This is a genomic window from Halomonas sp. SSL-5, from assembly GCF_030708455.1.
GTDB lineage: Bacteria > Pseudomonadota > Gammaproteobacteria > Pseudomonadales > Halomonadaceae > Halomonas.
The window spans coordinates 83052-108044 of the sequence record NZ_JAUYWF010000012.1 but is presented as its reverse complement, the minus strand read 5'-3'; the positions used below and the strand labels follow the sequence as shown (position 1 = coordinate 108044).

Below are 24993 nucleotides of genomic sequence, written 5' to 3'. Positions count from 1 at the left end.
CCTTGCTCCTTGCTCCTTGCTCCTTGCTCCTTGCTCCTTGCTCCTTGCTCCTTGCTCCTTGCTCCTTGCTCCTTGCTAGACAGTATCCCGTTCGCGCTCCATGAAAAGCAAGATAAGCCGCGTAATCTTGCTTTTCTTCGCCATTCAATAACGTAAATTACGTATTACGTACAATGTAATAACCTTCCTTTTGCCGACAATCCCCGCTATGCTGCGCCGGATATCGAGCCCAGAGGGGCATCGCGAGCCACCGGCTGGCCCCCCCTTCCTGCCGAGGAGAGACCCATGGCGCGCAGCGGCGTGACCTACGAAGACGTGCAGCGAGCCATCGATGAGCTGCTGACTCGCGGCGATGCCCCCAGCGTGCAGAAGATTCGCGAGATCCTGGGCACCGGGAGCTTCACCACCATCAGCGACCACCTGCGCGCCTGGCGGCAGCAGCGCGAGGAGAACCGCGACGTGCCGCCGCCCCGGGGCATGCCCGCCGCCCTTCAGGAGCTGGCCGAGGGGCTATGGCGTCAGGCACAGGAGAGCGCCAACGAGGCGTTGGGCCACTACCGGGAAGAGGCCGACCGCAAGGTCGAGGAGGCACAGGATGCCGCCGCCGGCGCGCATCGCGAGGCAGAGGATGCCCGGCAGCGCGAAACGGCACTGGCGAGCCACCTCGCCGGCACCGAACAGCGACTCGAGGCGCTGAGTGCCGAGCTGGCGACGCGTCAGGCGCAGGTCGAGACCCTGGGAAAATCCGAAGAGCGCCTCGCCACGCGACTGGCAGAGACGGAGTCTCTCCTGCAGCGCCATCGGGACGAAGCCAGCCGCGTGGCCGACGAGCACCAGCAGGCCATGCAAGCCCACGAGGCCGAGCATCGCGAGCGCCTGAATCGGGAGGAGCAGCGCCATGAAAGCGCCGAGTCCCGCCTGATGGCACTGCTCGACCAGGCGCGCCAGGAGCGACTGACCCAGGAGAAGGCGGCGGCCGGTCGGGAGGAGCAGCTGGAGAAGCGCCTCGCCCGGCAGGAGTCGCAGCTGCAGGAGGCGCGCGCCCGGCTGGCCGAGGAGGAGAAGCGTCATCGGGAGACCGACTGGGCTCGCCGCCAGGCCGAGGCGCTGGCCGACACCCGCCACCACGAGCAGGCGTTGCTCCAGGCCCGCATCGATGAGCAGAAACGCCACCTGGAGGACCAGGCGCAGCGCGTGAGGAACCTGGAGGAGCAGCTCCATCGCTGCCTGTGGCAGAGGCCGGCCGCCGCTCGCGAGGAAGAGCAGGATGACGCCAAGGCTGGCATGGAGAACGAGACACCCGATGGCGCCTCGTGAAATCGCCGAGCGCATAAGCAGAAGGGCCCCGCCGATCGGCGGGGCCCTTCCGTTGCCAGCGGCCCGGCGGGGGCCTATCGCCCCGGGCGGCGCCTAGCGATAGTAGGCGTTGGTGGTGTCGGTATGGTCGGTGACATCACGGATGCCGCCGAGCTCCGGGATACGCTCCATCAGGGTGCGCTCGACGCCCTCCTTGAGGGTCAGGTCCACCGCCGCACAGCCCTGGCAGCCACCGCCGAAGGCCAGCACGGCCACGTTCTCGCCGGTCAGCTCGACCAGCTTGATCTCGCCGCCGTGAGCCGCCAGGCCGGGGTTGATCTCGCTGTAGAGGATATAGTTGACGCGATCCTCCAGCGGGCTGTCGGCGTTGACCTTGGGCATCTTGGCGTTGGGCGCCTTGATGGTCAGCTGGCCGCCCATGCGGTCGGCATTGAAGTCGACTACCGCCTCCTCGAGGAACGGCAGGCTGTTCTTGTCCAGGAAGACGCCGAGCTTGGGCAGGTCCAGCTTTTCGTCGGTGGGCTCCTCCTCTCCGGGCCGGCAGTAGGCCAGGCAGGTCTCGGCGTAGGGGGTACCCGGCTGGGTGATGAAGATGCGTACCGCGATACCCTCGACGTTCTGCTTCTCGAGCAGCTCGGCAAGGTAGTCCTGGGCACTGTCGGTAATCTGGATCGGTTCGCTCATGGCACTCTCTTTTAAAGCTGTCTTGTAAAGCTGTCGCTGTCGGTCCGCGGCAGCGGCGTGTCGCCGCGTACTGGATACATTGATGACGCTAATGGTAAGACACGGGACGCGGCGAGACAATCCCGACTGATTTGCTGGGTTTTTGTGCGCCCACCTGCCCCCGCCGCGGCCAGTTTGGTAACATGGCGGGCTTGACAGAGGTCGCCGCACAGAAGATGCCCCGAGGCACCCGGCGGCCACGACACCCCCGGACACCACCCGCTGGAGACAGACTCACGCCATGGCCGCCGTTCCTACTGCCCAGACCGCTACCCTGATCGAACGCCTCGCCGAGCGCATCCTGATGCTCGACGGAGGCATGGGCACCATGCTCCAGAACGCCGGCCTGTCCGAGGCGGAGTTCCGCGGCGAGCGCTTCGCCGACTGGCCGTCGGACCTCAAGGGCAACAACGACCTGCTGGTGCTGACCTGCCCCGACCTGGTCACACGCATCCATCGTGAGTACCTCGAGGCCGGCGCCGACATCGTCGAGACCAACACCTTCAACAGCACGCGTCTCTCCCAGGCCGACTATGGCATGGAAGAGCAGGTGCCCGAGCTCAACCGCGAGGCGGCGCGCCTGGCCCGTGAGGTTTGCGATTCGGTAGCCGCCGAGACCGGCATCCCCCGCTACGTCGCCGGGGTTCTCGGGCCCACCTCACGCACCGCCTCGCTCTCTCCGGACGTCAACGACCCGGCCAAGCGCAACGTCACCTTCGATGCGCTGCGCGAGAACTACTTTGAAGCCGCCGAGGCGCTGATCGAGGGTGGCGCCGATCTGATCATGATCGAGACCATCTTCGACACCCTCAACGCCAAGGCGGCGATCTACGCCCTGGAGGAGCTGTTCGAGTCGCGCGGCGAGCGCCTGCCGGTGATGATCTCCGGCACCATCACCGACGCCTCCGGCCGCACCCTCTCCGGCCAGACCACCGAGGCGTTCTGGAACTCGGTGCGCCACGCCAAGCCGCTCACGGTGGGTCTCAACTGCGCCCTGGGGGCCGCGGAGCTGCGCCCCTACATCGAGGAACTCTCGACCAAGGCGGAGACCTTCGTCTCCGCCCATCCCAACGCCGGCCTGCCCAACGAGTTCGGCGAATATGACCAAACCCCCGAGGAGATGGCGGCCATCGTCGCCGAGTTCGCCGCAAGCGGCCTGGTCAACATCATCGGCGGCTGCTGCGGCTCCACCCCCGAGCATATCGCGGCGATCCACGCCGCCATCCAGGGCATGGCGCCGCGCCAAGTGCCGGACATTCCCCAGGCCTGCCGGCTGTCGGGCCTGGAGCCCTTCAACATCGGCCCCGACTCGCTGTTCGTCAACGTCGGCGAGCGCACCAACGTCACCGGGTCGGCGCGCTTCAAGCGGCTGATCGTCGACGAGGACTACACCACCGCCCTGGAGGTGGCCCTGGAGCAGGTGGAGAACGGCGCCCAGATCATCGACATCAACATGGATGAGGGGATGCTCGAGTCCCAGGAGGCGATGGTGCGCTTCCTCAACCTGATCGCCGGCGAGCCCGATATCGCGCGGGTGCCGATCATGGTCGACTCCTCCAAGTGGGAGATCATCGAGGCGGGCCTCAAGTGCATCCAGGGCAAGGCGGTGGTCAACTCCATCTCCATGAAGGAGGGCGAGGACGCCTTCCGCGAGCAGGCCACCATCTGCCGCCGGCATGGTGCCGCCGTGGTGGTGATGGCCTTCGACGAGACTGGCCAGGCGGACACCTTCGCGCGCAAGACCGAGATCTGCCAGCGCGCCTACCACATCCTGGTGGATGAGCTCGACTTCCCGCCGGAAGACATCATCTTCGACCCCAACATCTTCGCCATCGCCACCGGCATCGAGGAGCACGACAACTACGCCGTGGACTTCATCGAGGCCACCCGCTGGATCCGCGAGCACCTGCCCCACGCCATGGTCTCCGGCGGCGTTTCCAACGTCTCGTTCTCCTTCCGCGGCAACAATCCGGTGCGCGAGGCGATCCACTCGGTGTTCCTCTACCATGCCATCCGCGCCGGGCTGACCATGGGCATCGTCAACGCCGGCCAGCTGGCGGTCTACGACGACCTGGCCGAGGAGCTCCGCGAGGCGGTCGAGGACGTGGTCCAGAACCGCCGCGGCGACAGCACCGAGCGCCTGGTGGACCTCGCCGAGAAGTACAAGGGCGACGGCAGCGGCCCGGCGAAGAAGGAAGATCTCGAATGGCGCACCTGGGAGGTCGAGAAGCGCATCGCCCACTCCCTGGTCAAGGGCATCACCGCCTACATCGAGGAGGATACCGAGCTCGCCCGCCAGCGTGCCGAGCGCCCCATCGAGGTGATCGAGGGGCCGCTGATGGACGGCATGAACGTGGTCGGTGACCTGTTCGGCGACGGCAAGATGTTCCTGCCCCAGGTGGTCAAGTCGGCCCGTGTCATGAAGCAGGCGGTGGCCTACCTGATCCCGTACATCGAGGCGGAGAAGGCCCTCAACGAGGACACCCAGGCCAAGGGCAAGATCGTCATGGCCACGGTCAAGGGCGACGTCCACGATATCGGCAAGAACATCGTCGGCGTGGTCCTGCAGTGCAACAACTACGAGGTCATCGACCTCGGCGTGATGGTACCGGCGGAGAAGATCCTGCAGACCGCCAGGGAGGAGAAGGCCGACATCATCGGCCTCTCCGGCCTGATCACCCCATCCCTGGACGAGATGGTGCACGTGGCCAAGGAGATGCAGCGCCAGGGCTTCGAACTGCCGCTGCTGATCGGCGGTGCCACCACCTCCAAGGCCCATACGGCGGTGAAGGTGGAGCCTCAGTACGCGCAGCCGGTGATCTACGTGTCCGATGCCTCCCGCGCCGTGGGGGTCGCCGGCAAGCTGCTCTCGCCGACCCTCAAGCCGGCCTATGTGGCGGAGATCAGCGCGGAGTACGAGCGGGTTCGCGAGCGCAACGCCAAGCGTCGTCCCAAGGCCGCCGATCTCACCTATGCCCAGGCCAGGGAGCGCAAGTGCCGCCTCGACTGGGACGCCTATACCCCGCCGCGGCCGGCCATGACCGGCACCCTCGCCTTCGACGACTATGATCTCGAGGAGCTGGTCGAGCGCATCGACTGGACGCCCTTCTTCATGAGCTGGCAGCTGGCCGGCAAGTACCCGAAGATCCTCGACGATGCCAAGGTCGGCGAGGCGGCGCGCAGCCTGTTCCACGACGCCCAGGCGATGCTGCGCAAGCTGATCGACGAGAAGCTGGTGGAGGCGCGCGGCGTGATCGGCATCTGGCCGGCCAACAGCGTCGATGACGACGTCATCGAGGTGTATGCCGATGAGTCCCGCCGCCAGGTGATCGAGCGGCTGCACCATATTCGCCAGCAGACCACCAAGAACCGCGACGGGGTCTGCTACAGCCTGGCCGACTTCGTGGCGCCCCGTGCCGACAGCGAGCCGAGCGGCAAGCCCGACTGGATCGGCGGCTTCGCGGTGACCACCGGCCACGGTGTGGAGGCGCTGGCCGAGCGCTACAAGGCCGCCGGCGACGACTACAACGCCATCCTGGTGCAGTCACTCACCGACCGCCTGGCCGAGGCCTTCGCCGAGCGTCTGCATGAGCGGGTACGCAAGGAGTTCTGGGGCTATGTCCCCGCAGAGACCCTGGACAACGACGCCCTGATCGCCGAGAAGTATCAGGGCATCCGCCCGGCACCGGGCTACCCGGCCTGCCCCGACCACACCGAGAAGCCCACCCTGTTCAGGCTGCTCGAGGCCACCGACCAGGCCGGCATCACCCTGACCGAGAACTTCGCCATGTGGCCGGCCGCCGCCGTGGCCGGCTGGTACTTCTCGCATCCGCAGTCGAAGTACTTCTCTACCGGCAAGATCACCCGCGATCAGGTGGAGTCACTGGCCAGTCGCAAGGGCATGACGCTCGAGGAGATGGAGCGCTGGCTGGCGCCGGTACTCTCCTACGACCCCGCCTGACCCTCGGCGGGCCGCCGCGGCGGCCCGCCCCCAGCTCCTGCCGCGGACCGCCATGCTGCCTCCCTCGACACGCCGTCGCACCATCCTGCGTCTCGCCCTGCCGATCATCGCCGGCATGCTCTCCCAGAGCCTGATCAACCTGATCGATGCGGCCATGGTGGGCTCGCTGGGCGAAGTGCCCCTGGCCGGCGTGGGGATCGGCGGCTACGTGATGTTCATGATCACCGCCCTGGTGTTCGGGCTCTCCTCCGGGGTCCAGGCCCAGACCGCACGGCGCCACGGCGAGCAGGCCGGGGCGCGCCTGGCCATGCCGCTCAATGCCGGCCTGGTCATCGCCGTGGGGCTCTCCCTGCCGGTGACGTTGCTCTGCCTGTGGCAGGCACCGACGCTGATGGCGCTGATCAGCCAGGACCCGGCGGTCAACGCCGAGGCGGTCGCCTACTTTCGCTGGCGGGTGCTGTCGCTGGCTGCCGTGGCGATGATCTTCTGCTTTCGTGGCTACTGGAACGGCATCCAGCAGACCGGCCTCTACCTGCGCATCATCCTGGCGATGCATGCCATCAACGTGATGGCAAGCCTGGGGCTGATCTTCGGCTATCTGGGGCTGCCCGCCATGGGGGCCGCCGGCGCCGGCCTCGGCACCACCCTGTCGCTGTTCGTCGGGCTCGTCCTCTGGGCCTGGGCCAGCCTGCGCCATGCCCGGCCCAGCGGCTTCCTGGCCGGGCTGCCGCGACGCTTCACCTTCCTCACCACCCTGCGCCTGGCCGGCCCCCACTCCTTCCAGCAACTGTGGTTCGCGGCCGGCTACGCGGTGCTGTTCTGGATACTGGGTCAGGTAGGCACCGCCAGCGTGGCGGTGGGCCACGTGCTGGTGAACCTCTCGCTGCTGCTGATCCTGCCCGGCGTGGGGCTGGGCATGGCGGCCATGAGCCTGGTGGGCCAGGCGCTGGGGCGCGAGGAGCACGGTGACGCGCACCGCTGGGGCTGGGAGGTGGTGCACCTCGCCTGGCTCTGCCTGGCGGTGATCGCGCTACCCATGGCGCTGTTTCCCGACGCCGTGCTCGTCCTCTTCCTGCATGATCCGGCCCTGGTCGAGCTGGCCCGCCTGCCGCTGCGCCTGACGGCGCTGATGATCGTGCTCGACGCCGCGGCACTGGTGCTCGCCCAGGCGCTGCTCGGAGCCGGCGCCAACCGTACGGTGATGACCGCCACCCTGTCGCTGCAATGGCTGCTGTTCCTGCCGCTGGCCTGGCTGGTAGGCGTCTGGCTCGAGCAGGGGCTGCTGGGCATCTGGTGGGTGCAACTCGCCTATCGCTGCCTCAATTCGCTGTGGTTCGCCGCGATCTGGCAGCGTCGCCGCTGGCAGCGCCTCTGCGTGTAGGCGCCGCCCGCTAATTACTTTAAGTATAAAAACTATGAAGATTTATTCTTTTAAATAATATGGCGCCCCGCGTATCGTGCCTGGCTAGGCACTGCCACTTTCACTGCAGCAGGACGGCTGAATGTATCGCTACGACACTCACGACCAGACACTCGTCAACGAACGCGTGGCCCAGTTTCGCGACCAGATGGAGCGTTATCTGGCCGGCCGCCTGAGCGAGGAGGAGTTCCTGCCGCTGCGGGTGCAGAACGGCCTGTATATCCAGCGCTACGCTCCCATGCTGCGCATCGCCATTCCCTACGGCATGCTGGCCGCCTATCAGCTGCGCAAGCTGGGCGACCTGGCTCGCGACTACGATCGCGGCTATGGCCACTTCACCACCCGCACCAACCTGCAGCTCAACTGGCCGAAGCTCGAGACCGTGCCGGACATGCTCGCCGAGCTCGCCAGCGTGCAGATGCATGCCATCCAGACCAGCGGCAACGATATCCGCAACACCACCACCGACCAGTTCGCCGGCGTGGCCGAGGACGAGGAGGTCGACCCGCGGCCCTGGTGCGAGCTGATCCGCCAGTGGTCCACCTTCCACCCCGAGTTCGCCTACCTGCCGCGCAAGTTCAAGATCGCGGTGACCGGTGCCGCCGAGGATCGCGCGGCGATCCAGGTCCACGACGTGGGGCTGCGGCTGTGGCGTGACGCCCGTGGTGAGGTACGCGTCAGGGTGCTGGCCGGCGGTGGCCTGGGCCGCACTCCGATGATCGGCGAGGTGGTCCGCGACGACCTGCCCTGGCAGCACCTGCTCACCTACCTCGAGGCGCTGGTACGGGTCTACAACCAGTTCGGCCGCCGCGACAACAAGTTCAAGGCGCGCATCAAGATCCTGGTCAAGGCGCTGGGGATCGAGGAGTTCCGCCGCCGCGTCGAGGAGGAGTGGGCCCATCTCAAGGATGGCCCCCAGACCCTGACCCAGGAGAGCGTCGAGCGGGTGGCGGCCCACTTCGTCGACCCCGAGCGGCGCCCCGTTACCGACGAGGCCATCGCCGCTATCGAGGCGTTGCGCGGCGAGAATCGCGCCTTCGGTCGCTTCATGACCAACAACGTCCACGGTCACAAGGTGCCCGGCTACGCGTCGGTGACCCTCTCCCTGAAGCGCAGCGGCCACTCGCCCGGCGACGTCACCGCCGAGCAGATGCACCAGATCGCGGATCTCGCCGACGAGTACAGCTTCGGCGAGCTGCGCGTCACCCATGAGCAGAACCTGGTGCTCTCCGACGTGCCCATGGATCGCCTGGAGGCGCTGTGGCACGAGCTCGAGGCACTGGGCCTGGCCAATCCCACGGTGGGCACCCTGGCCGACCTGATCTGCTGCCCGGGGGGTGACTACTGCGCCCTGGCCAACGCCAAGTCGATCCCGGTGGCCCAGGCCATCCAGGAGCGCTTCGAGGACCTGGACTTCCTCTACGACCTGGGCCCGCTGGAGCTCAACATCTCCGGTTGCATGAACGCCTGTGGCCATCACCATGTCGGTCACATCGGCATCCTGGGCGTCGACAAGAAGGGCGAGGAGTGGTATCAGATCTCGCTCGGCGGCGCCCAGGGCAATGCCGCCTCGCTGGGCAAGATCCTCGGCCCCTCCTTCAGCCGCGAGGCGGTCCCCGAGGTCATCGACACCCTGCTCAAGGTCTACGTCAGCCAGCGCAGCGACGACGAGACCTTCCTCGACACCTATCGTCGCATCGGTCTCAAGCCCTTCAAGGAGCGCGTCTATGCCTGATCAGGCCCCCCACTCCGCTAGCCAACGCCCCTATCTGTTTCGCGACCAGCCGGCCGCCGATGACTGGCAGCTGATCCGAGAGGGTCAGCCGGCGGCCGGTGCGCCGGCCATCATACCCCTGAGCGAATGGCTCGAGGGCGAGGGTGGCGAGGAGCGCGCCCCCTGGCTGGCGGCCGACACCGAGCTCGATGACGCCCTGGCCGCCCGCCTCGCCGCGGCACCGCTGGTCGCCATCGACTTCCCGAAGTTCACCGACGGTCGCGGCTATAGCCTGGCGCGGCTGCTGCGTGAGCGCCACGGCTATGAGGGGGAGATACGCGCCATCGGCGACGTGCTGGTCGACCAGCTGTTCTTCATGCGCCGCTGCGGCTTCGACGGCTTCTCGCTGCGCGAGGACCAGTGGCTGGAGGACGCCCTGCGCAACCTGCATGTCTTCAGCCGCGCCTACCAGCCGGCGGTGGACCAGCCCGAGCCGCTGTTCCGGCGCCGCGAGCGCGAACGGAGCCAGGCCACGCGCGAGCCGGCCTTCGCCTAACCTCGCCGCTTCTGCTGGCGCTCGCGGTTATCGGCGCGGGCGCGTTCGCTCTTGCGCAGCAGCACCCAGGTGGCGCCCAGGCCGCCGTCGGCAGGCTGGGCGGAGACGAAGGCCTGCACCTCGAGGAACTGCGTGAGCCACTTGGCCAGGTAGGAGCGCAGCACGTTGGGCGGGCTGTCGATGGCCTGGCCGCGGCCGTACACGATCAGCACCGAGCGCAGGTCGTGGGCATAGGCCTCGTGGATAAAGGGCGGCAGGCTGCGCCGACACTCCTCCAGCGGGCGGCGCAGCAGGTGCAGCCGGGCCTGGGCGGCATAGCCACCGTGGCGCAGGCGATCCACCACGCCCTGCTGGATGCCGTCGCAGCGATACGCCAGCGGATCGAAGGGCGGCACCAGATCGACGAAGTCGTCGGAGAGGAAGCCGTGACCCTCCAGTTCGGCGGCGGCACTCTCGCGACGGGCGAGCTGCGCCTCGCTGGGAGAGCCCGCAGAACGGCCGGTATCGGCGCGATCCCTGCCCCGGGTCAGCGGGCGTACATCCCCCATCAGCGCCTGAAAGTCGAGGTCATCGCGTGCCGTCTGGTTCATGGCTCACCTCCTTCGTCATGGGAAAGGCCATCCTAGCAGAGCCCAACCTCGCGCTGCGACGCCCGTGCATGGCAGGATGGGCCGACCGCAACGGCGAGAACTCCATGCGACCACGACGGCTGCTGGCCACCACCCTCATCGGCACCCCGCTGGCAGCGGCGGGCTGGCTGTGGCTGACCATGCTCAGCCCCTACACCTACGAGCGCCCCGAGCATCTCGACCCCATCGGCGAGGGCCCCCATGAGGTCTTCGTCTATGGCACCCTGCGCGTGCCACCGGTGCGCTGGATCGTGATCGGCGGCCGGGTCGAGACCCGGCCCGCGCACCTCGAGGACTGGCGACGCAACGGCCTGGACCTCGAGCCGGCGCCAGGCGAGCGCGTGCCGGGCGAGGTATTGAGCGTCGCCGCCGATGAGCTTGCCCGGCTCGACCGCTACGAGCGGCTGGGCATTCGCTACGAACGGGTGCGCCTGCCCCTCGCCGATGGCAGCGAGGCCTGGGTCTATCGCCGCCTGCCCGAGGCGTCGCCGGCACCGGCTTCCCCGTGAGCCAACTCGTGGCCCTTGCTACAATGCCGCGAACCACACGACATGGCCTTCACGGTCGAGGAGCCCGCATGACCCGGATCACCCTGCTGCACAACCCGCGCTGCTCGAAGTCACGCCAGGCCCTCGCCCTGCTCGAGGAGCGCGGCATCGACCTCGCGGTTCGCCGCTACCTCGACGCACCCCTCGACGAGCGGGAGCTGCGCGACCTCATCGCCCGCCTGGATAGCGGCGTCGAGCGCCTGGTGCGCCATGGAGAGGCCGAGTGGAAGGCCCTTGGCGCCGATGCCAGCGACCCGGAGCAGGTGGTCCAGGCGATCCTCGCCCACCCGAGGATCATGGAACGCCCCATCGCCGACGATGGCCAGCGAGCCGTGATCGGCCGCCCGCCCGAGGTCATCCTGGCGCTGCTGTCGTGACCTTCGCCTGCCTCTTCTCCTACACCCCCTGCTATCTGGAGCTTCGATGAGCGCTTCCCTGCCCTATGTGCTGATCCTCTACTATTCTCGGCACGGCGCCACCCGCGCGATGGCCGAGCGCCTCGCCGCCGGCGTGGAGTCCCTGCGTGGCGTCGAGGCGCGGCTGCGCACGGTGCCGCCGGTATCCCCTACCTGCGAGGCGGTGGACCCCGAGATTCCCGCCGAGGGGGCGGTCTACGCCAGCCTTGACGACCTGCGCCACTGCGCCGGCCTGGCCATCGGCAGCCCCACTCGCTTCGGCAACATGGCGGCGCCCCTCAAGCACTTCCTCGACGGCACCAGCGAGCTATGGCTGGGAGGGGCGCTGATCGACAAGCCGGCCACCGCCTTTACCTCCACCTCGAGCCTGCATGGCGGCCAGGAGGCGACGCTGCTGACCATGCTGGTGCCACTGCTGCATCATGGCATGGTCTATGCGGGCCTCCCCTACAGCGAGACCGAGCTGATGGAGACCACCCGCGGGGGCACGCCCTATGGTGCCAGCCACCTGGCCGGCAAGCGCAGCGACCTGCCCCTCGATGATCATGAACGCACCCTGGCCTATGCCCAGGGGCGTCGCCTGGCGCGTCTCGCCCTGGCGCTGTCCACGCTGCGGGAGAGCGACTCATGAGGGCCGCGCTGGAGAGGATGGAAAAGGATAGGGGGCTGGATGTCCTGACCGCCAAGATGCGCCGGCTGGTGCTGGTCAGCTATGCCGCGCTGGTGGCACTGATGGTCTATCGCGGCCTGCAGATCGAAGGCGACAGCGGCCCCCTGGTGCCCATCGTCGCCTTCGTGCTGCCCCTGGTGCTGTTCCTGCCGTCGCTGATCGGCCGGCGCCCCCGTGGCCATGCCTGGCTGGCCTTCGTCAGCCTCCTCTACTTCGCCCAGGGGGTGATGGTCGCCACGCTCCCCGGGGAGGGTCTGCGCGGCATCGTCGAGGCGGTGGCGTCACTGGCGCTGTTTGCCGGCTGTACCGGCTATGCGCGCTTTCGCAGCCGTCAGCTGAGGCAGGATGCCAGCAGCAGCTGAGCCGCCGGGGCGCTAGGCTTGATGGCGGCTTGATGTGTATCAAGCCTCATACCGACAAGCCGACGAAAGGAGTTCGTGATGACCGTGACCCTCCGCCCCCTGCTCAGCCTGGGCCTCTCCGCCGCCCTCATGCTGCCGCTGGCCGCCCAGGCCGCCGAGCCCGAGGATGCCATCGAGTATCGCCAGTCGGCCCTGCGCGTCATGGCCTGGCAGCTCGGCCCCATGGGCGACATGGCCCAGGGCGATATCGACTATGACGAGGAAGAGTTCGCCACCCGAGCACGCAACCTGGCGTCCGTTGCCCATCTGCCCTGGGAAGGCTTCATGGAAGGCACCCTGCGGGGTGATGACCACACCGCCGAGACCGATGCCCTGGCCAAGATCGGTGACGATTGGTCAGGCTTCGAGGAGAAGCAGGAGACCTTGAAGCAGGAGGTCGCCACCCTGGCCCGGATGGTCGATGATGACGAGGAGTTCAGCGCCTTGCGCCGCCAGGTCGGTGCCGTGGGCAACAGCTGCAAGGGGTGTCACGACGACTTCCGCGCCGAGTAACCGCCCCCGCTGGCAATTCTCGACCTGACCGCGATGGGGCGACCTGCAGGGCCGCCCCATCGTCCATTGTTGCCACGCCACGCTTGCTCAGGCGTGCCACAGCCAGATGACCGGCAAGGCACTGAGTGCGCCCAGTGCCAGGGCCAACCAGAGGCTCGCCACACGGCTTTTGAGGCCGGCATCAGGCTCGTCCTCGGGGCGCCGCTCCAGCGCCTTACGCCCGGTGAACATGGCACCCACCAACCGTTCTCCCTTCACGCGGTGTACCACCAGGGCCAACAGGTGGCCGGCGATCAACACCACCAGCAGGTTGGCGTTGAGGTGATGGAATGACTGGAAGAACGCGACGGCATCGTCGCCCACCCAGCCGTTCAGCGGCGCGCTGAAGAAGATATCGTCGGTCATGAACAGGCCGCTTACCGCCTGGAACGACAGCGACAGCAGCATCACCAGGACCATGACGCCCCCCAGGGGATTGTGCCCAGCGAAGGCGGGGGGCCGTCCGCCGAGCAGTCGCCGGCCATAGTCAATCGTGCAGCCGGGAGAGCGCAGGAAGCTTGAGAAGCGGGCATGGCGGCTGCCCAGCAGGCCCCAGAGCCAACGGAACAGCAACAGCCCCAGCAGCAGGTAGCCCGAGCGGGCATGGATCTCGACCGGAAAGGCGAAGGGGGCGCCCTCGGTCTTCATGGTGTAGAAGGAGAGGCCCACTAGGGCCACCAGGGACCAGTGGAAGAGACGAACCGGAATATCCCATACCAGCAGTCGAGTCATCTTGCCTCCTTGCATTTATCAGACGAGCATCTTGCCAAGAGCTGCCAAGTCAGTGGATCTGTCTTATCATGGCTGCCGCCGCTGACCACCGCGTCAGCCCATCGACGGTAAGGAGTCTATCACCGTGTCACTACCATACGCCTGGAAGGAAGCCGGGAAGCTCACCCTGCCGGTGATGTTTGGCTACCTGCCGCTGGGGGCCGCCTACGGGATCCTCGCCGTGGAGGTCGGGGTACCCTGGTGGGCGGCGGTAATGATGTCCCTGGTGATCTATGCCGGTGCGGGACAGTTTCTCGCCGTGGCCCTGCTCGCCGCCGGCGCCGGACTGATGGAGCTGGCGGTGGCGACCCTGATGCTCAATTCCCGCCACCTCTTCTACGGGCTCTCGCTGCTGAAGCGTTTCCAGGGGGCCGGCTGGCGCAAGCCCTATCTGATCTTCGCCCTCACCGACGAAACCTATTCGCTGATCACCACCCTGCCCGCCGAGCGCGCCGGTGACCAGGCCCTGGCCTTCCGGGTCAGCCTGCTCAACCAGGCCTGGTGGGTGCTGGGCTCCATCGCGGGGGTCCTCGCCGGCAGCACCCTGGCCTTCGACAGCCGCGGCATCGAGTTCGCCCTCACGGCGCTATTCATCGTGCTCACCCTCGAGCAGGCCCGCCGACTGCGCCGCTGGTTGCCCTTTGCCATCGCCATGATGACCGGTCTGGGTGCCCTGCTGCTGCTGCCGGACCGCCACCTGCTGCTGGGCGCCATCGGCGCGGCCAGCCTGATCCTGCTGCTGCATTATCGTCACGTCCAGCGCCGGGAGGCCAACGCATGAGCACCCTGTCACTGCTGCTGTTCATCGGCGTCTGCGCCCTGGCGACCTTCGCCACCCGGGTCATCCCCTTCGTGGCCCTGGCGAAGCATGCCGACCACCCCTTGATCCTGCATCTGGGGCGCTACCTGCCCCCCACGGTGATGATGATCCTGGTGATCTATGCACTGCGCGACTTTCGTCCGTTGCTCGATGGCCGGCTCAACGCCGGCGCCACCGGCTGGCCGATGATGGCGGCCGCGCTGATCGTCGCCCTCCTGCATCTGTGGCGGCGCAACGCCCTGCTGTCGATCATCGGCGGCACCGGTGCCTATATGGCCATGGTGCAGCTGGGCTGGATGGGGTGAGAACACCTCGGCTCGACACTATGCATAGCGCCAGAAAATGTTGCCGCGCTGCAAAACAGGTGTTGAGCTGCGTCTTCGAAGCGGCGAACATGCACAGAGATTTCAGGAGAGCTCAGCACGATGACACGCAATATTGCCGATATCCGCCGCGACTACGAAGGCGGCCAGCTCGATGAGGCCCAGGTTACCGATGACCCCATGCCGCTGTTCGAGGAGTGGTTGACCCTGGCGCTGGAGAACGAGGGCCTCGACGGCAACGCCATGACCCTGGCTACCGTGGACAGCCAGGGGCGTCCCCACGCCCGCGTGGTGCTGCTCAAGGGCATCGATGACCAGGGTTTCGTCTTCTATACCAACTATCACAGCCACAAGGGCAGCGAGCTGAACAATGTTCCCCACGCCGCCCTGACCTTCTGGTGGCCATCGCTGTCACGCCAGGTGCGCATCGAGGGGCGCGTCGAGCAGGTCAGCGAGCAGGAGTCCGACGACTACTTCGCCAGTCGTCCGCGGGCCAGCCAGCTCGGCGCCTGGATCGCCACCCAGAGCGTGGTGATTCCGGATCGCACCTGGATCGAGGAGCGTCAGGCACGCTTCGAGCGAGCCTACGAGGGACAACAGATCCCGCGCCCGGTGCATTGGGGTGGCTACCGCGTCATCCCCGAGATGGTGGAGTTCTGGCAGGGCCAGCCCAGCCGCCTCCACGACCGTATCCGCTTCGAGCGCCGCGACGCCGACTGGCACCACTTCCGCCTGGCACCCTGAGGCGTCCCTGCCTCAACCCTTGTCGAGGCCGCCGGGGTTTGCCCCCAAAGCGGCAAGGGCCTGCCCTCAGTCGGGCAGGCTCTCCAGGCGGTGCCGCTGCCAGTCGCTGTCCGGTTCATTGAGGCGCAGCACCGCGTCCACCACCTGCTCCTCCATGTTGTAGCGCTGCTTGAAGCCCAGATGCTTCATCAGCGCGCGCATGGGGTGATTGTCGACCATGATCTTGCCGATCATCTCCAGGGTGCCGACGCTCTTGCAGTAATTGATCATCTTGTTCATCAGCAGGCTGCCGATACCCAGGCCCTGCAGGTCGTCGCGAATGATGACCGAGAACTCGGTACGAATATTGTCGGGGTCGTTCCAGACCCTGACCACGCCCAGCATCTCCTTGCTGCCATCCTCCAGCAGGTGCTCGGCGATAAAGGCCATCTGCCGGTCGTAGTTGATATGCGAGAGCATCGACAGGTCACGCTGGGTCAGGTCCGCCTTGTTGTGGAAATAGCGGAAGCGGATGCTTTCCTCGGAGAGCTGGCCGTGGAAACTGGTAATAAGCGGCGCATCCTCGGCGCGGATCGGCCGCACCTCGACCTTCCAGCCGTTCTTGAGCGTGAGCCACTCCCTGAGCTCCTCGGGATAGGGCATTATCGCGAAGCGCGCCGGCAGGCCGAGGTCCATGGCGAAGTCCACTGCCACCATGTCATCGCGGTTGAGCAACAGCGGGTTGATCTCCAGGCCGCGCAGCTCGAGCAGGTCGCTGGCCATCTGTGACAACTTGACCAGCAGCTGGCAGAGCCGATCGATATCGCGGCGCGGATCGCTGGAGTGCTCGTGGATCAGGCGCGCCACATGGGTGTGCTCCACCGTATCCTCGGCCAGGCGCATGTTGAGCGGCGGCAGCGCCACCTGGCGGTCGGCCAGGATATTGACCTTGTAGCCGCCGATGCCGAACACCACCACGGGGCCGAACACCGGGTCGCGGGTGATCCCGGCGCATACCTGCATGGAGTGCTTGCCGCGCTGCATGGGCTGCAGGCAATACTCGCGCACCTCGAAGGCGGGGTACTTCTCGGCGATCTTCTCCCCCAGCAGCTCGACACCTTCCGCCACCTGCTGCGGCGTCTTCAGGTCCTGGAGCAGGCCGGCGGAGAGACGGTGAGGATGCTTGCGGTAGCGGAACGGTCGGCAGTTGCCCTCGTGGATCACCTTCAGTGCCATGCTGCCCTCGAACGCCTCCGCCGCCGCGGCACCCTCTTCGGCCGTCGCCACATAGCGGCGCGGTGCCACGGGAATGCCGTAGGCCTCCAGCACCTGGGCGGTCTCGGAGTGGGTCAGCGTCTCGCGGCCCTCGGCCTTGACCGCCTCGATCAGCTTGCGGCAGCGGACACGGATCTCGCGGGTGGTGGAAAACGGCAGGCTCGGCGGGGTCTCCTGCAGCAGTGCCTGGACCCGCTGATAGTTCACCATGTGCATGAAGGCCTTCACCGCCTGCTCGGGTGATACATAGGTGGGAATCTCCGCCAGGCTACACTCGTGGCGCGCCGACAAGGCCTCTTCGAGCCCCATGAAACTGGTCAACAAGTTGCGGCGGAAGCGCTTGCGGTTGGCCACCAACGCCTGGGCGGTCACCTTGGAAGGCGCCAGACGAGTGGGGGCATGCACCACCAGCACCGCATCGACGCCGGGGTCCGCGGCGACGATCTCCAGCGCATCCACCATCATCTCCGGCGTGGCGTTGCCACCCAGGTCGACGGGGTTCTCGCCGGGCTTGCTGATGTCCAGGCCGCCACTACGCAGGGCGTGACGCGTCTCCTCGCTGAAGTCCGCCAGCTTGCCGCCGGCATTGATCAGCTTGTCGATGGCCAGCATCGCCGGCCCCAGGCCGTTGGAGACGATGGCCAGTCGATCACCGCGCAGGGGCTTCATGCGCGACAGGGTCATCAGGGCGTCGAACAGCTCGTCGGAGTCATGCACGCGCACCACGCCGGCCCGGGAGAAGGCGGCATCGAACAGCTGGTCGCGGTTGGCGATCCCCGGGGTCGGCGGTAGCCCGGTGAGGTCGGACTCGGGGGTGCGCCCGCTCTTGATCGCCAGCACCAGGCGGTTGCGTGAGGCGTCGCGCAGCGCGGTCATGAAGTGCTGGGCATCCATCACCTTCTCGAGATGCAGCAGGATCGCCTGGGTCGGCGAGTACTGGTTGATGTAGTCCAGCAGGTCGGGAAGCATCACGTCGACGCTGTCGCCCAGGGTGATCAGGTGGGAGAAGCCCACCCCGCGCCCCGCCGCCCAGTCGATCATCGCCGTGCCCAGCATGCCCGACTGACCGAGATAGGCGACCTTGCCGCGCTTGATGACCTGATTGGCATAGGAGGCATTGAGACGCCGTCCGGGGACGATCAGCCCCATGCACTCGGGACCCAGCACCCGGATGCCGGAGGCGCGGGCGGCCTCCAGCATGCGGCTGCGGATCGAGGCCTTGCCATGGCGCTCCTCGTCGAGGTGGGAGCCGCCGGAGAGCACCAGGGCGGCACGGCAGCCGTAGCCGCCCAGCCTGGCGATGCGGCCCGGCACCGTCTCGACCGGCGAGCAGATCACCGCGAGGTCGGGCACCTCGGGGAGCTGGGAGACACGGGAGAAGGCCGGCTGGCCGTGCACGCTGCTGTAGCCCTTGGGGTTCACCGCCCAGATGGTGCCGGGAAACTCCCCTTCCAGCAGATTACGGATGACGATGCCCCCCAGGGATTCCGACTTTTCCGAGGCGCCGATCACGGCGATGGTGCGAGGTTCGAAGAAGTGGCGGAGGAAACGGGTGCTCAAGGCGATCTCCCGGCTGTTGACGCATGAAGTGACTGCCTACTGTGTACGACCTATTGACACTGTCTGGCAAGGGCTTGGCCCAAGTAAAGTGACCCCAGTCAGCACGGAGAGCGCCATGATCACCGGTTACATCACCCATCCCGACTGCCACCTCCACCATATGGGGCCGGAACACCCGGAGTGTCCCTTGCGCCTGGAGGCGATCCGGGCCCGCCTGTCCCTGTCGGGCACCCTGCAGCAGACCATGCAGTCGGAGGCGCGTCCGGCCACCGAGGAGGAGCTCGCCCTGGTCCATCCGGTTCGCCACCTGCGCGCCCTGGACAAGTGCGTGCCGGAGCAGGGGATCGTCACCCTCGACAGTGACACCATGATGAACCCCGACAGCCTCAAGGCGGCCCGTGTCGCCGCCGGGGCGGTGATCCGCGGCGTCGACCAGGTATATCGCCATCAGGCCGACAACGTCTTCTGCGCGGTGCGCCCACCCGGCCATCACGCCGAGGCCACCGATGCCATGGGCTTCTGCTTCTACAACAATGTCGCGGTGGGCGCCGCCCACGCCCGCAAGAAGTACGGCGCGCGGCGCATCGCCATCCTCGATTTCGATGTCCACCAGTGCAACGGCACCATCGACATCTTCAAGGACGACCCCGAGGTGCTGGTCTGTACCAGCTTCCAGTTCCCGTTCTATCCCTGGCGTTACCTGCGCAGCGAATGGCAGAACGTGGTCAACACGCCGCTCTCCGCCGGCACCGACAGCGCCGCCTTCCGCAAGGCGATCGAGGATGACTGGCTGCCCGCCCTGCATCGTTTCAAGCCCGAACTGGTGCTGCTCTCCTCGGGCTTCGACGCCCACCGCGAAGACGAGATGGCCGAGCTCTGCCTGGAGGACGAGGACTTCCACTGGGTGACCCATATGGCCCTGGAGATCGCCGAGCTTTATGCCGATGGACGGCTGGTATCGGTGCTCGAGGGCGGCTATCACCTGGAATCGCTGGGGCGCTGCGTGGACGCCCACGTCAAGGCGCTGCTGGGACTGCCCTACGGCGACGGCGTTTCCTGACCCCGGGAAACATCCCGCGACAAGCGGGTTCTCTCCTCCGTGCCCCGATAACACGCTAGCGCCGATAAATCGGGTTCCCGGATATGGGAAGTCTCTCTCAGGGATGGCCCTGGCGTTGGCATCGAGGTGCTGATGGTCGCCTGCCTGGCGTGGTAAGCTGAAGAAAACCTGTTTCCTATAGTGAACCCGCGCCATGACAGCAACCAACGATCAGGATGCCGCCCTGCGCATCGCCTCCGGGCGCAAGCCCTTCGTCGAGCCGCTGCGCCTCGGCGAACGCCTGCGCGAGATCCGCCTGGCCAACCAGTGGACACTGGAAGACGTCAGCCAGCGTACCGGCCTGGCGCGATCGACCCTCTCCAAGATCGAGAACGACCAGATCTCGCCCACCTTCACCGCGGTTCAGAAGCTGATCGGCGGACTGGGCATCGACCTTCCCCAGCTGCTCTCGCCGCCTCGCCAGCAGGCGCGCACCACGGGCCGGCGCGACCTGACCCGGCGCGGCCATGGCGAGCTGCACCCGACGCCGACCTACGAGCACGAACTGCTCAGCTGCGAACTGGCCCAGAAGCGCATGATTCCCTTCAAGACCATCGTGCGGGCTCGCCGCTTCGAGGAGTTCAGCGAGTGGGTCCGCCACGACGGCGAGGAGTTCCTGATGGTGCTGGAGGGCGAGGTCCTGCTGTATACCGAGTTCTACGAACCGCTGCGGCTGGAGAGCGGTGACAGCATCTACTTCGACAGCGCCATGGGCCACGCGCTGGTCTCGACCAGCGGCGAGGATGCCGTGGTGCTCTCGGTGTGTACCCGCGGCGAAGCCGCCTGATCAGGCCTTCTCGCGCCGCCTGTCACCGGGGCGCCGGGGCGGGATGGCGTCGAGCTCGAGGCGCCGGTGGGCATGAATCGCCTGGAAATGGCGACCCTTGGCCCGGGCTACCAGCATGACCCCGAAGCGCTCCGCCAGCTCCACCCCCTTCTGGGTCACCCCGGAGCGGGACACCAGCACCCCGATGCCCATCTGGGCCACCTTGATCACCATCTCCGAGGTCAGCCGGCCGGTGGTATAGAAGATATCCGCCCCTCCGGTCTCGCTCTCCCCCAGCCACTGGCGCCCCGCCAGGGTATCCACCGCATTGTGACGCCCCACGTCCTCCACGAAGTCGAGCACCGCCTCCTGGCGGCACAGCGCGCAGCCGTGCACCGCCCCGGCGCTGCGGTAGGTCTCGTTATGGGCGCCCAGATTCTCGAGCAGGGCATAGAGTACCGACTGGCGCACCGGGGTATCCGGCAGGGACTGCTGGGGGACGGCATCCAGGATGCGACCGAACACCGTGCCCTGGCCACAGCCGGTGGTGACGGTGCGATGCCCCAGACGCTCGTCGAGGTCCTCGGGCAGGTGCCGGGTGACCACCGCGGCGGCCTCCACCTCCCAGTCGACATGCACCGCCTCCAGATCCTCGCGTCGCTCGAGCAGGCCCTGATTGCGCAGGTAACCCACCACCAGAGCCTCGGGATCGGCGCCAAGGGTCATCAGGGTGACGATCTCGCGCTTGTTGAGGTAGAGCGTCAGCGGGCGCTCGGCGGCGATCGCCTGACGGCGCGGGTCGCCATATTCGTCGAGGACCTCGATCTCCAGGGTGGCGGGCAGGCGGGCACGGCTGAGGCTGATCGGTGGCATCCGGTGCGGGCTCCTGAAAGACGTTGATGGGTCATGATGGCATTGCCGATACTGAAAGTCTTTAATGCACCTGTTCATGTTCGAGAGACGCCCGATGACAACCGTAACCAACCACCGCAGCGTAAGCCTTGCGCTGGATGAAGAGACGACCCGTATCAAGGGATTCGTCTCGCGTCGTCACTTCATCCGCGAGCTGACGCCCGGGGATGGTGGCCCCTGGACGCTGACCCTGCAGCTGACCATGACCGAGCGTGCCGCCTACCGCTTCAACCTGACCTCCGATACCCCTCGACTCTTCGTGCGCTGTGGCGATGCCGGCGAGGCTCCCGTCCCCTCGGCGATCACCGCCAGCCAGGACGTCGCCGCCAGCTGGATGGACGGCGAACAGCAGGTGCTCGACGTGGCGATGCCGGTGGCGATCCAGGCCTGGCTCGAGGCCTACCTGGCCCGCCACGGCGAGGCGCCGGAAGAGGGACGCAAGAAGAAGCGCAAGGGCGCCGGCCGCGCCCGGGAGATGACGCCATGAGCCGCTTCGAACGCTGGTCCCGCCGCAAGCTGGGGGAAGAGGTGGCGGACGAGCCCGACCGGGAGCCGGTAGCGCTCTCCCCCGAGCCTTCCGAGGACGAGATCACCGGTGACGCGCAGCAGGAGCCTGCGGTCGAGCCAGAGGCGTCGGCCCCTGGCAGCCTCGATCACACCCTCCCCGATCCCGACGACTTGCCTGCCGGCGCCGACTTTTCCGCCTACCTGAAGCAGGGTGTCAGTCGCCAGTTACGTCGGCGCGCCCTGCGCCGGCTGTGGGCGTCAGGGAACTACGGCGTGCGTGATGGGCTCGATGACTATGACGAGGACTATCGCGAGGTTCTGAAACCCCTGGGCCGTGACGTGGCGGAGCAACTACGACGCTGGACCCGCCCTGCACCCGAGGAGACGGAGCTCGCGGCCCGGGACGATCGGCAGGGGGGGACGACGGATGCCGATCGCTCGGCCCCTCACCCCGTCGAGCAGGATGACAGCGAGGAAACGGCCGTGGCAGAGCACGGCGAGGCGGACGATGCACGCACCCTGGACCAAGGTAGCGTTTGACGCCAGCCTAGAGTTGTAAAAGAGTGATGCATTATTAAAATTTTCGAATAAAATAGCACGCTAACGATAACGCGCTATCCACACCGATAACCGTGAGGGCGTATGAGATCTGCCATTGACGCCGTGAGCGTGGACGACGCCGCCAACCGCAGCGCCCGCGAGGCGGCTAGACAGCGTGTCTCCTGGCCGGTCAACCTGACCCCCGCCAGTGTCACCTACGAGAGTGCCGGCCACGCCCTGCTGCTCGGCGACGAGACCAGCGTGCGCCTGGCAGCGCAGCGCCTGCAGGGCCGCGGGCTCGCCGCCATCGCGCTGCTGATTACCGAGCCCAGCACCGGCGACGCGGCACTCGACGACGCCGGGGTCGAGGCGCTGCTGGAGAACACCCGGCGGCTACCCTGCCAGACCCTGACACCCACCCAGCGGGGCCAGCTGCGCGTCGAAGGCTACCTGGGGCGATTCGGCGTCAGCCTCCACGGCCCCGACGAGCGGCTCGATCTGGCGCTGCCGCTGCTCGGCCGTCGCCATGCCGACCTGATCCTCGACCTGGGCCGCTCCCCCGCGCTCGCGCTCGAGCTGCCCCCTCCCGGCTATCGCCACCTCGCCTGGGGAGGCCCGGGGTGCGATGAGGCCCTGGACGCGTTCGCCGAGCTGGTCGGCGAGTTCGACAAGCCGCGCTACTTCCAGATCAACGCCGACCTCTGCGCCCACTCCGCCTCGGGCAATGTCGGCTGTACACGCTGCCTCGAGGTCTGCCCCGCCGACGCCATCTCGAGTCACAAGGGGCGCATCGAGTCGCGCATCGAGATCGACCCCTACCTCTGTCAGGGCGTCGGCAGCTGCACCAGCGCCTGCCCCACCGGCGCCATACAGTTCCGCCTTCCGGAACCGGCGCGTCAGCAGGAGGCGCTGGTCAGCTGGCTGGACGCCTATCGCCAGGCCGGCGGCAAGGCGGCGGTGATGCGCTTCGTCGAGGCCGGCGACCTGGAGGCCGAGGATGAGCCGGCCGGCGGTGTGCTCGATGTCCCCCTCGAGGAGCTGGGCAATGCCGGCCACGACCAGTGGCTCACCGCCCTGGCCGCCGGCGCCGCCGAGGTGCGCATCCAGGTACACCCCGAGCTGCCCGCCAGCCTGGCCGCCTTCATCGACGACCAGGTCGCCCAGGCACGCACGCTGCTGGAGGCGCTGGGCCATGCGCCGGACCGCATACGCTGCATCCAGCGCGGCGATGGCGCCGCCCGGGACGCCTACCCGGTGCACCTGCCCCTCGTCGATGAACCCCTGGTGCTCTCCGCCGAGCGCAAGCGCGACCGCTTCGAGGAGGTGCTGGCGCGCCTGACGGCGCTCGGCAAGGCCGACGGACGGCGCCACCCCATGCCGCCCGGCGCCGCCTACGGCGGATTGGAGGTCGACCGCGACGCCTGCACGCTGTGCTTCGCCTGCGTCAGCAACTGCCCCACGCCGGCCCTGGCCACCGGAGACGACAGCCCGCTGCTCAGCTATCGCGAAGCCGACTGCGTCCAGTGCGGCCTGTGCGCCGAGGCCTGCCCCGAGGATGCCATTCGCCTGGCGCCCGGTTTCCTGGCCGATGCGAGTCGTACCGAGCGCCAGGTTCGTCACGAGGAAGCGCCCTTCTGCTGCACGCGCTGCGGCAAGCCCTTCGCCAACGCGGCCACCATCGCCACGATCAAGGCGAAGCTGGCCGATCATCCCTACTTCGCCGGCGACGCCGCTGCGCGACTGGAGATGTGCGAGGACTGCCGCGTCAAGGACGTATACCAGGGCATGGTCCGCGACCCCGACTCCCAATTGAAGGTGTAATGCCATGCGCCAGGAGATGAACTCGGCCACGCCGGCCGCCACAGAGCCCGCGGAGGAACAGGAGGCGCTGCGCGCCGACCTGTATCGGCTGCTGGCGCGCCTGATACGCGAACCCGCCGACGGGGAGCTGCTGGCCTGGCTCGCCGGAATCGAGATCGAAGGAGCTGCCGAGGAGAACCAGGACCCGGTCGCATCAACGCTGGTGGCCCTCGGCCGGGCCGCCGCCGACGCCACCCCGAGCGAGCTCGAGCGCGCGCATTTCCGCCACCTGGTGGGCGTGGTCCAGGGCGAGATCACCCCCTACGCCTCCTGGTACCGCAACGGCGAGTTGATGGACCAGGCGCTGGTGGCGCTGCGCGAGGACCTGCGCCGACTGGGCTTCACGCGCAGTGAATCCAGCCGCGACCCCGAGGATCACCTGGCCGCCCTGCTCGAGATCATGGCCATGCTGATCGACGACCGCTCGCCGCAGACCGCGGCCTTCTTCATGTCACACCTCGCACCATGGACTGAGCGTTGTCTGGGCGATCTGGCCCGAGTCGACACCGCCTTCTATGCTCAGGTAGGAAAGCTGGGCGTGGCCTTCATCACCCGGGAGCGAAGCCAGTTGGCCGCAGAGGCAGAGCGCACCCCGGTCAGGATCCTCGAGCCCTGACCCGCCAGGAACCAAGCTAGCGAGGCCGATGGGCGGCCATCAGAACAATAACGAGAAGCCAATACCGAGAAGAACATGAGAGAGGAGACCACCATGCGCACGTCAAGCAACCCGGAGCGCCGGCGCTTCCTGAAGACCCTGGGCGCCGGCACCGCCGCCGCGGGTGCCGCTGCCGCCGTGGGCCATGTGAGCCTGGTCCAGGCCGATAGCGTGGAGAAGGCCGCCCCCCAGAAGGCCGACAGCCACTACCACGAAACACCCCATATCCGGGCCTACTACGCCACCCTGCGTGATTGACGGCCGCCAGCGAGGAG

25 protein-coding genes are annotated in these 24993 nt (G+C 67.4%); 20 read left to right on the top strand and 5 right to left on the bottom strand.

Going from position 1 to position 24993, the window contains the following annotated elements; translation table 11 throughout:
* Nucleotides 1-285: 285 nt before the first annotated feature.
* Entirely contained in the window at nucleotides 286-1317 is a 1032-nt protein-coding gene (locus RAN53_RS14730) for a DNA-binding protein (RefSeq protein ID WP_305797553.1), read from the top strand.
* Between the two features lie 93 nt (nucleotides 1318-1410).
* Here the strand turns inward: RAN53_RS14730 and nfuA are convergent, their stop codons facing one another.
* A complete protein-coding gene (gene nfuA / locus RAN53_RS14725; protein WP_305797552.1) occupies nucleotides 1411-2001 on the bottom strand; it encodes a Fe-S biogenesis protein NfuA in 591 nt (196 codons plus the stop codon).
* 280 nt (nucleotides 2002-2281) lie between these two features.
* On the opposite strand from nfuA, the gene metH reads away from it, so the two are divergent.
* The 4 genes from metH to RAN53_RS14705 all read left to right on the top strand — a co-directional run bounded on the left by metH (nucleotide 2282) and on the right by RAN53_RS14705 (nucleotide 9691).
* The gene (gene metH / locus RAN53_RS14720) at nucleotides 2282-6001 is read left to right on the top strand and encodes a methionine synthase (RefSeq protein ID WP_305797551.1); all 3720 of its coding nucleotides are present in this window, start codon (nucleotides 2282-2284) and stop codon (nucleotides 5999-6001) included.
* A gap of 52 nt (nucleotides 6002-6053) precedes the next feature.
* Nucleotides 6054-7382 carry an MATE family efflux transporter gene (locus RAN53_RS14715; RefSeq protein ID WP_305797550.1) on the top strand — a complete coding sequence of 443 codons (1329 nt, stop codon included), beginning with the start codon at nucleotides 6054-6056 and terminating at the stop codon, nucleotides 7380-7382.
* A gap of 121 nt (nucleotides 7383-7503) precedes the next feature.
* A complete protein-coding gene (locus tag RAN53_RS14710) occupies nucleotides 7504-9156 on the top strand; it encodes a nitrite/sulfite reductase (protein ID WP_305797549.1) in 1653 nt (550 codons plus the stop codon).
* Nucleotides 9149-9691 (top strand): DUF934 domain-containing protein, encoded by a 543-nt coding sequence (locus tag RAN53_RS14705; RefSeq protein WP_305797548.1) that lies wholly within the window; start codon nucleotides 9149-9151, stop codon nucleotides 9689-9691. The genes RAN53_RS14710 and RAN53_RS14705 overlap by 8 nt, the downstream gene beginning before the upstream one ends.
* Here RAN53_RS14705 and smrA read toward each other — a convergent pair.
* Nucleotides 9688-10281 carry a DNA endonuclease SmrA gene (gene smrA / locus RAN53_RS14700; RefSeq protein ID WP_305797547.1) on the bottom strand — a complete coding sequence of 198 codons (594 nt, stop codon included), beginning with the start codon at nucleotides 10279-10281 and terminating at the stop codon, nucleotides 9688-9690. The genes RAN53_RS14705 and smrA overlap by 4 nt on opposite strands.
* Before the next feature lie 68 nt (nucleotides 10282-10349).
* Between smrA and RAN53_RS14695 the strand changes: the two genes are divergently transcribed.
* The 5 genes from RAN53_RS14695 (at nucleotide 10350) to RAN53_RS14675 (ending at nucleotide 12868) form a co-directional block, all read left to right on the top strand.
* Nucleotides 10350-10829, top strand: coding sequence for a gamma-glutamylcyclotransferase family protein (locus tag RAN53_RS14695; RefSeq protein WP_305797546.1), 480 nt, complete (start codon nucleotides 10350-10352; stop codon nucleotides 10827-10829).
* Between the two features lie 68 nt (nucleotides 10830-10897).
* Nucleotides 10898-11245, top strand: a complete 348-nt coding sequence (gene arsC, locus RAN53_RS14690; RefSeq protein ID WP_305797545.1) for an arsenate reductase (glutaredoxin) — start codon at nucleotides 10898-10900, stop codon at nucleotides 11243-11245.
* Between the two features lie 46 nt (nucleotides 11246-11291).
* The gene (gene wrbA, locus RAN53_RS14685; protein ID WP_305797544.1) at nucleotides 11292-11915 is read left to right on the top strand and encodes an NAD(P)H:quinone oxidoreductase; all 624 of its coding nucleotides are present in this window, start codon (nucleotides 11292-11294) and stop codon (nucleotides 11913-11915) included.
* A complete protein-coding gene (locus tag RAN53_RS14680; RefSeq protein WP_305797543.1) occupies nucleotides 11912-12316 on the top strand; it encodes a DUF2069 domain-containing protein in 405 nt (134 codons plus the stop codon). The genes wrbA and RAN53_RS14680 overlap by 4 nt, the downstream gene beginning before the upstream one ends.
* Before the next feature lie 78 nt (nucleotides 12317-12394).
* A complete protein-coding gene (locus RAN53_RS14675; RefSeq protein WP_305797542.1) occupies nucleotides 12395-12868 on the top strand; it encodes a c-type cytochrome in 474 nt (157 codons plus the stop codon).
* 87 nt (nucleotides 12869-12955) lie between these two features.
* Here RAN53_RS14675 and RAN53_RS14670 read toward each other — a convergent pair whose 3' ends face one another.
* On the bottom strand, nucleotides 12956-13639 hold the full coding sequence (locus RAN53_RS14670; RefSeq protein WP_305797541.1) for a cytochrome b/b6 domain-containing protein: 684 nt from the start codon (nucleotides 13637-13639) through the stop codon (nucleotides 12956-12958).
* Between the two features lie 124 nt (nucleotides 13640-13763).
* Here RAN53_RS14670 and RAN53_RS14665 point away from each other — a divergent pair, with 124 nt between their 5' ends.
* The 3 genes from RAN53_RS14665 to pdxH all read left to right on the top strand — a co-directional run bounded on the left by RAN53_RS14665 (nucleotide 13764) and on the right by pdxH (nucleotide 15565).
* A complete protein-coding gene (locus RAN53_RS14665) occupies nucleotides 13764-14459 on the top strand; it encodes an AzlC family ABC transporter permease (RefSeq protein WP_305797540.1) in 696 nt (231 codons plus the stop codon).
* The gene (locus RAN53_RS14660; protein ID WP_305797539.1) at nucleotides 14456-14803 is read left to right on the top strand and encodes a branched-chain amino acid transporter permease; all 348 of its coding nucleotides are present in this window, start codon (nucleotides 14456-14458) and stop codon (nucleotides 14801-14803) included. Before RAN53_RS14665 ends, RAN53_RS14660 begins: the two co-directional genes overlap by 4 nt.
* A gap of 120 nt (nucleotides 14804-14923) precedes the next feature.
* A complete protein-coding gene (pdxH, locus tag RAN53_RS14655) occupies nucleotides 14924-15565 on the top strand; it encodes a pyridoxamine 5'-phosphate oxidase (protein ID WP_305797538.1) in 642 nt (213 codons plus the stop codon).
* A 66-nt stretch (nucleotides 15566-15631) separates the two neighbouring features.
* Here pdxH and RAN53_RS14650 read toward each other — a convergent pair whose 3' ends face one another.
* On the bottom strand, nucleotides 15632-18379 hold the full coding sequence (locus RAN53_RS14650) for a bifunctional acetate--CoA ligase family protein/GNAT family N-acetyltransferase (protein ID WP_305797537.1): 2748 nt from the start codon (nucleotides 18377-18379) through the stop codon (nucleotides 15632-15634).
* Between the two features lie 115 nt (nucleotides 18380-18494).
* On the opposite strand from RAN53_RS14650, the gene RAN53_RS14645 reads away from it, so the two are divergent.
* Nucleotides 18495-19439, top strand: coding sequence for a histone deacetylase family protein (locus RAN53_RS14645; protein ID WP_305797536.1), 945 nt, complete (start codon nucleotides 18495-18497; stop codon nucleotides 19437-19439).
* A gap of 193 nt (nucleotides 19440-19632) precedes the next feature.
* Nucleotides 19633-20265: a helix-turn-helix domain-containing protein gene (locus RAN53_RS14640; RefSeq protein ID WP_305797535.1), complete on the top strand. Its 633-nt coding sequence runs from the start codon at nucleotides 19633-19635 to the stop codon at nucleotides 20263-20265.
* Here RAN53_RS14640 and RAN53_RS14635 read toward each other — a convergent pair whose 3' ends face one another.
* The gene (locus RAN53_RS14635) at nucleotides 20266-21117 is read right to left on the bottom strand and encodes a formate dehydrogenase accessory sulfurtransferase FdhD (RefSeq protein ID WP_305797534.1); all 852 of its coding nucleotides are present in this window, start codon (nucleotides 21115-21117) and stop codon (nucleotides 20266-20268) included. It abuts the gene before it with no gap.
* A gap of 94 nt (nucleotides 21118-21211) precedes the next feature.
* Between RAN53_RS14635 and RAN53_RS14630 the strand changes: the two genes are divergently transcribed.
* From RAN53_RS14630 to RAN53_RS14610, 5 genes are all read left to right on the top strand, one after another.
* Nucleotides 21212-21643 carry a DUF3305 domain-containing protein gene (locus RAN53_RS14630; RefSeq protein ID WP_305797533.1) on the top strand — a complete coding sequence of 144 codons (432 nt, stop codon included), beginning with the start codon at nucleotides 21212-21214 and terminating at the stop codon, nucleotides 21641-21643.
* Complete coding sequence (locus RAN53_RS14625; protein ID WP_305797532.1) at nucleotides 21640-22203, top strand: DUF3306 domain-containing protein; 564 nt, start codon at nucleotides 21640-21642, stop codon at nucleotides 22201-22203. The genes RAN53_RS14630 and RAN53_RS14625 overlap by 4 nt, the downstream gene beginning before the upstream one ends.
* Before the next feature lie 102 nt (nucleotides 22204-22305).
* Complete coding sequence (locus RAN53_RS14620) at nucleotides 22306-24024, top strand: 4Fe-4S dicluster domain-containing protein (protein WP_305797531.1); 1719 nt, start codon at nucleotides 22306-22308, stop codon at nucleotides 24022-24024.
* A gap of 4 nt (nucleotides 24025-24028) precedes the next feature.
* The gene (locus tag RAN53_RS14615) at nucleotides 24029-24679 is read left to right on the top strand and encodes a molecular chaperone (RefSeq protein ID WP_305797530.1); all 651 of its coding nucleotides are present in this window, start codon (nucleotides 24029-24031) and stop codon (nucleotides 24677-24679) included.
* 93 nt (nucleotides 24680-24772) lie between these two features.
* Complete coding sequence (locus tag RAN53_RS14610; RefSeq protein ID WP_305797529.1) at nucleotides 24773-24976, top strand: twin-arginine translocation signal domain-containing protein; 204 nt, start codon at nucleotides 24773-24775, stop codon at nucleotides 24974-24976.
* Nucleotides 24977-24993 lie beyond the last annotated feature (17 nt).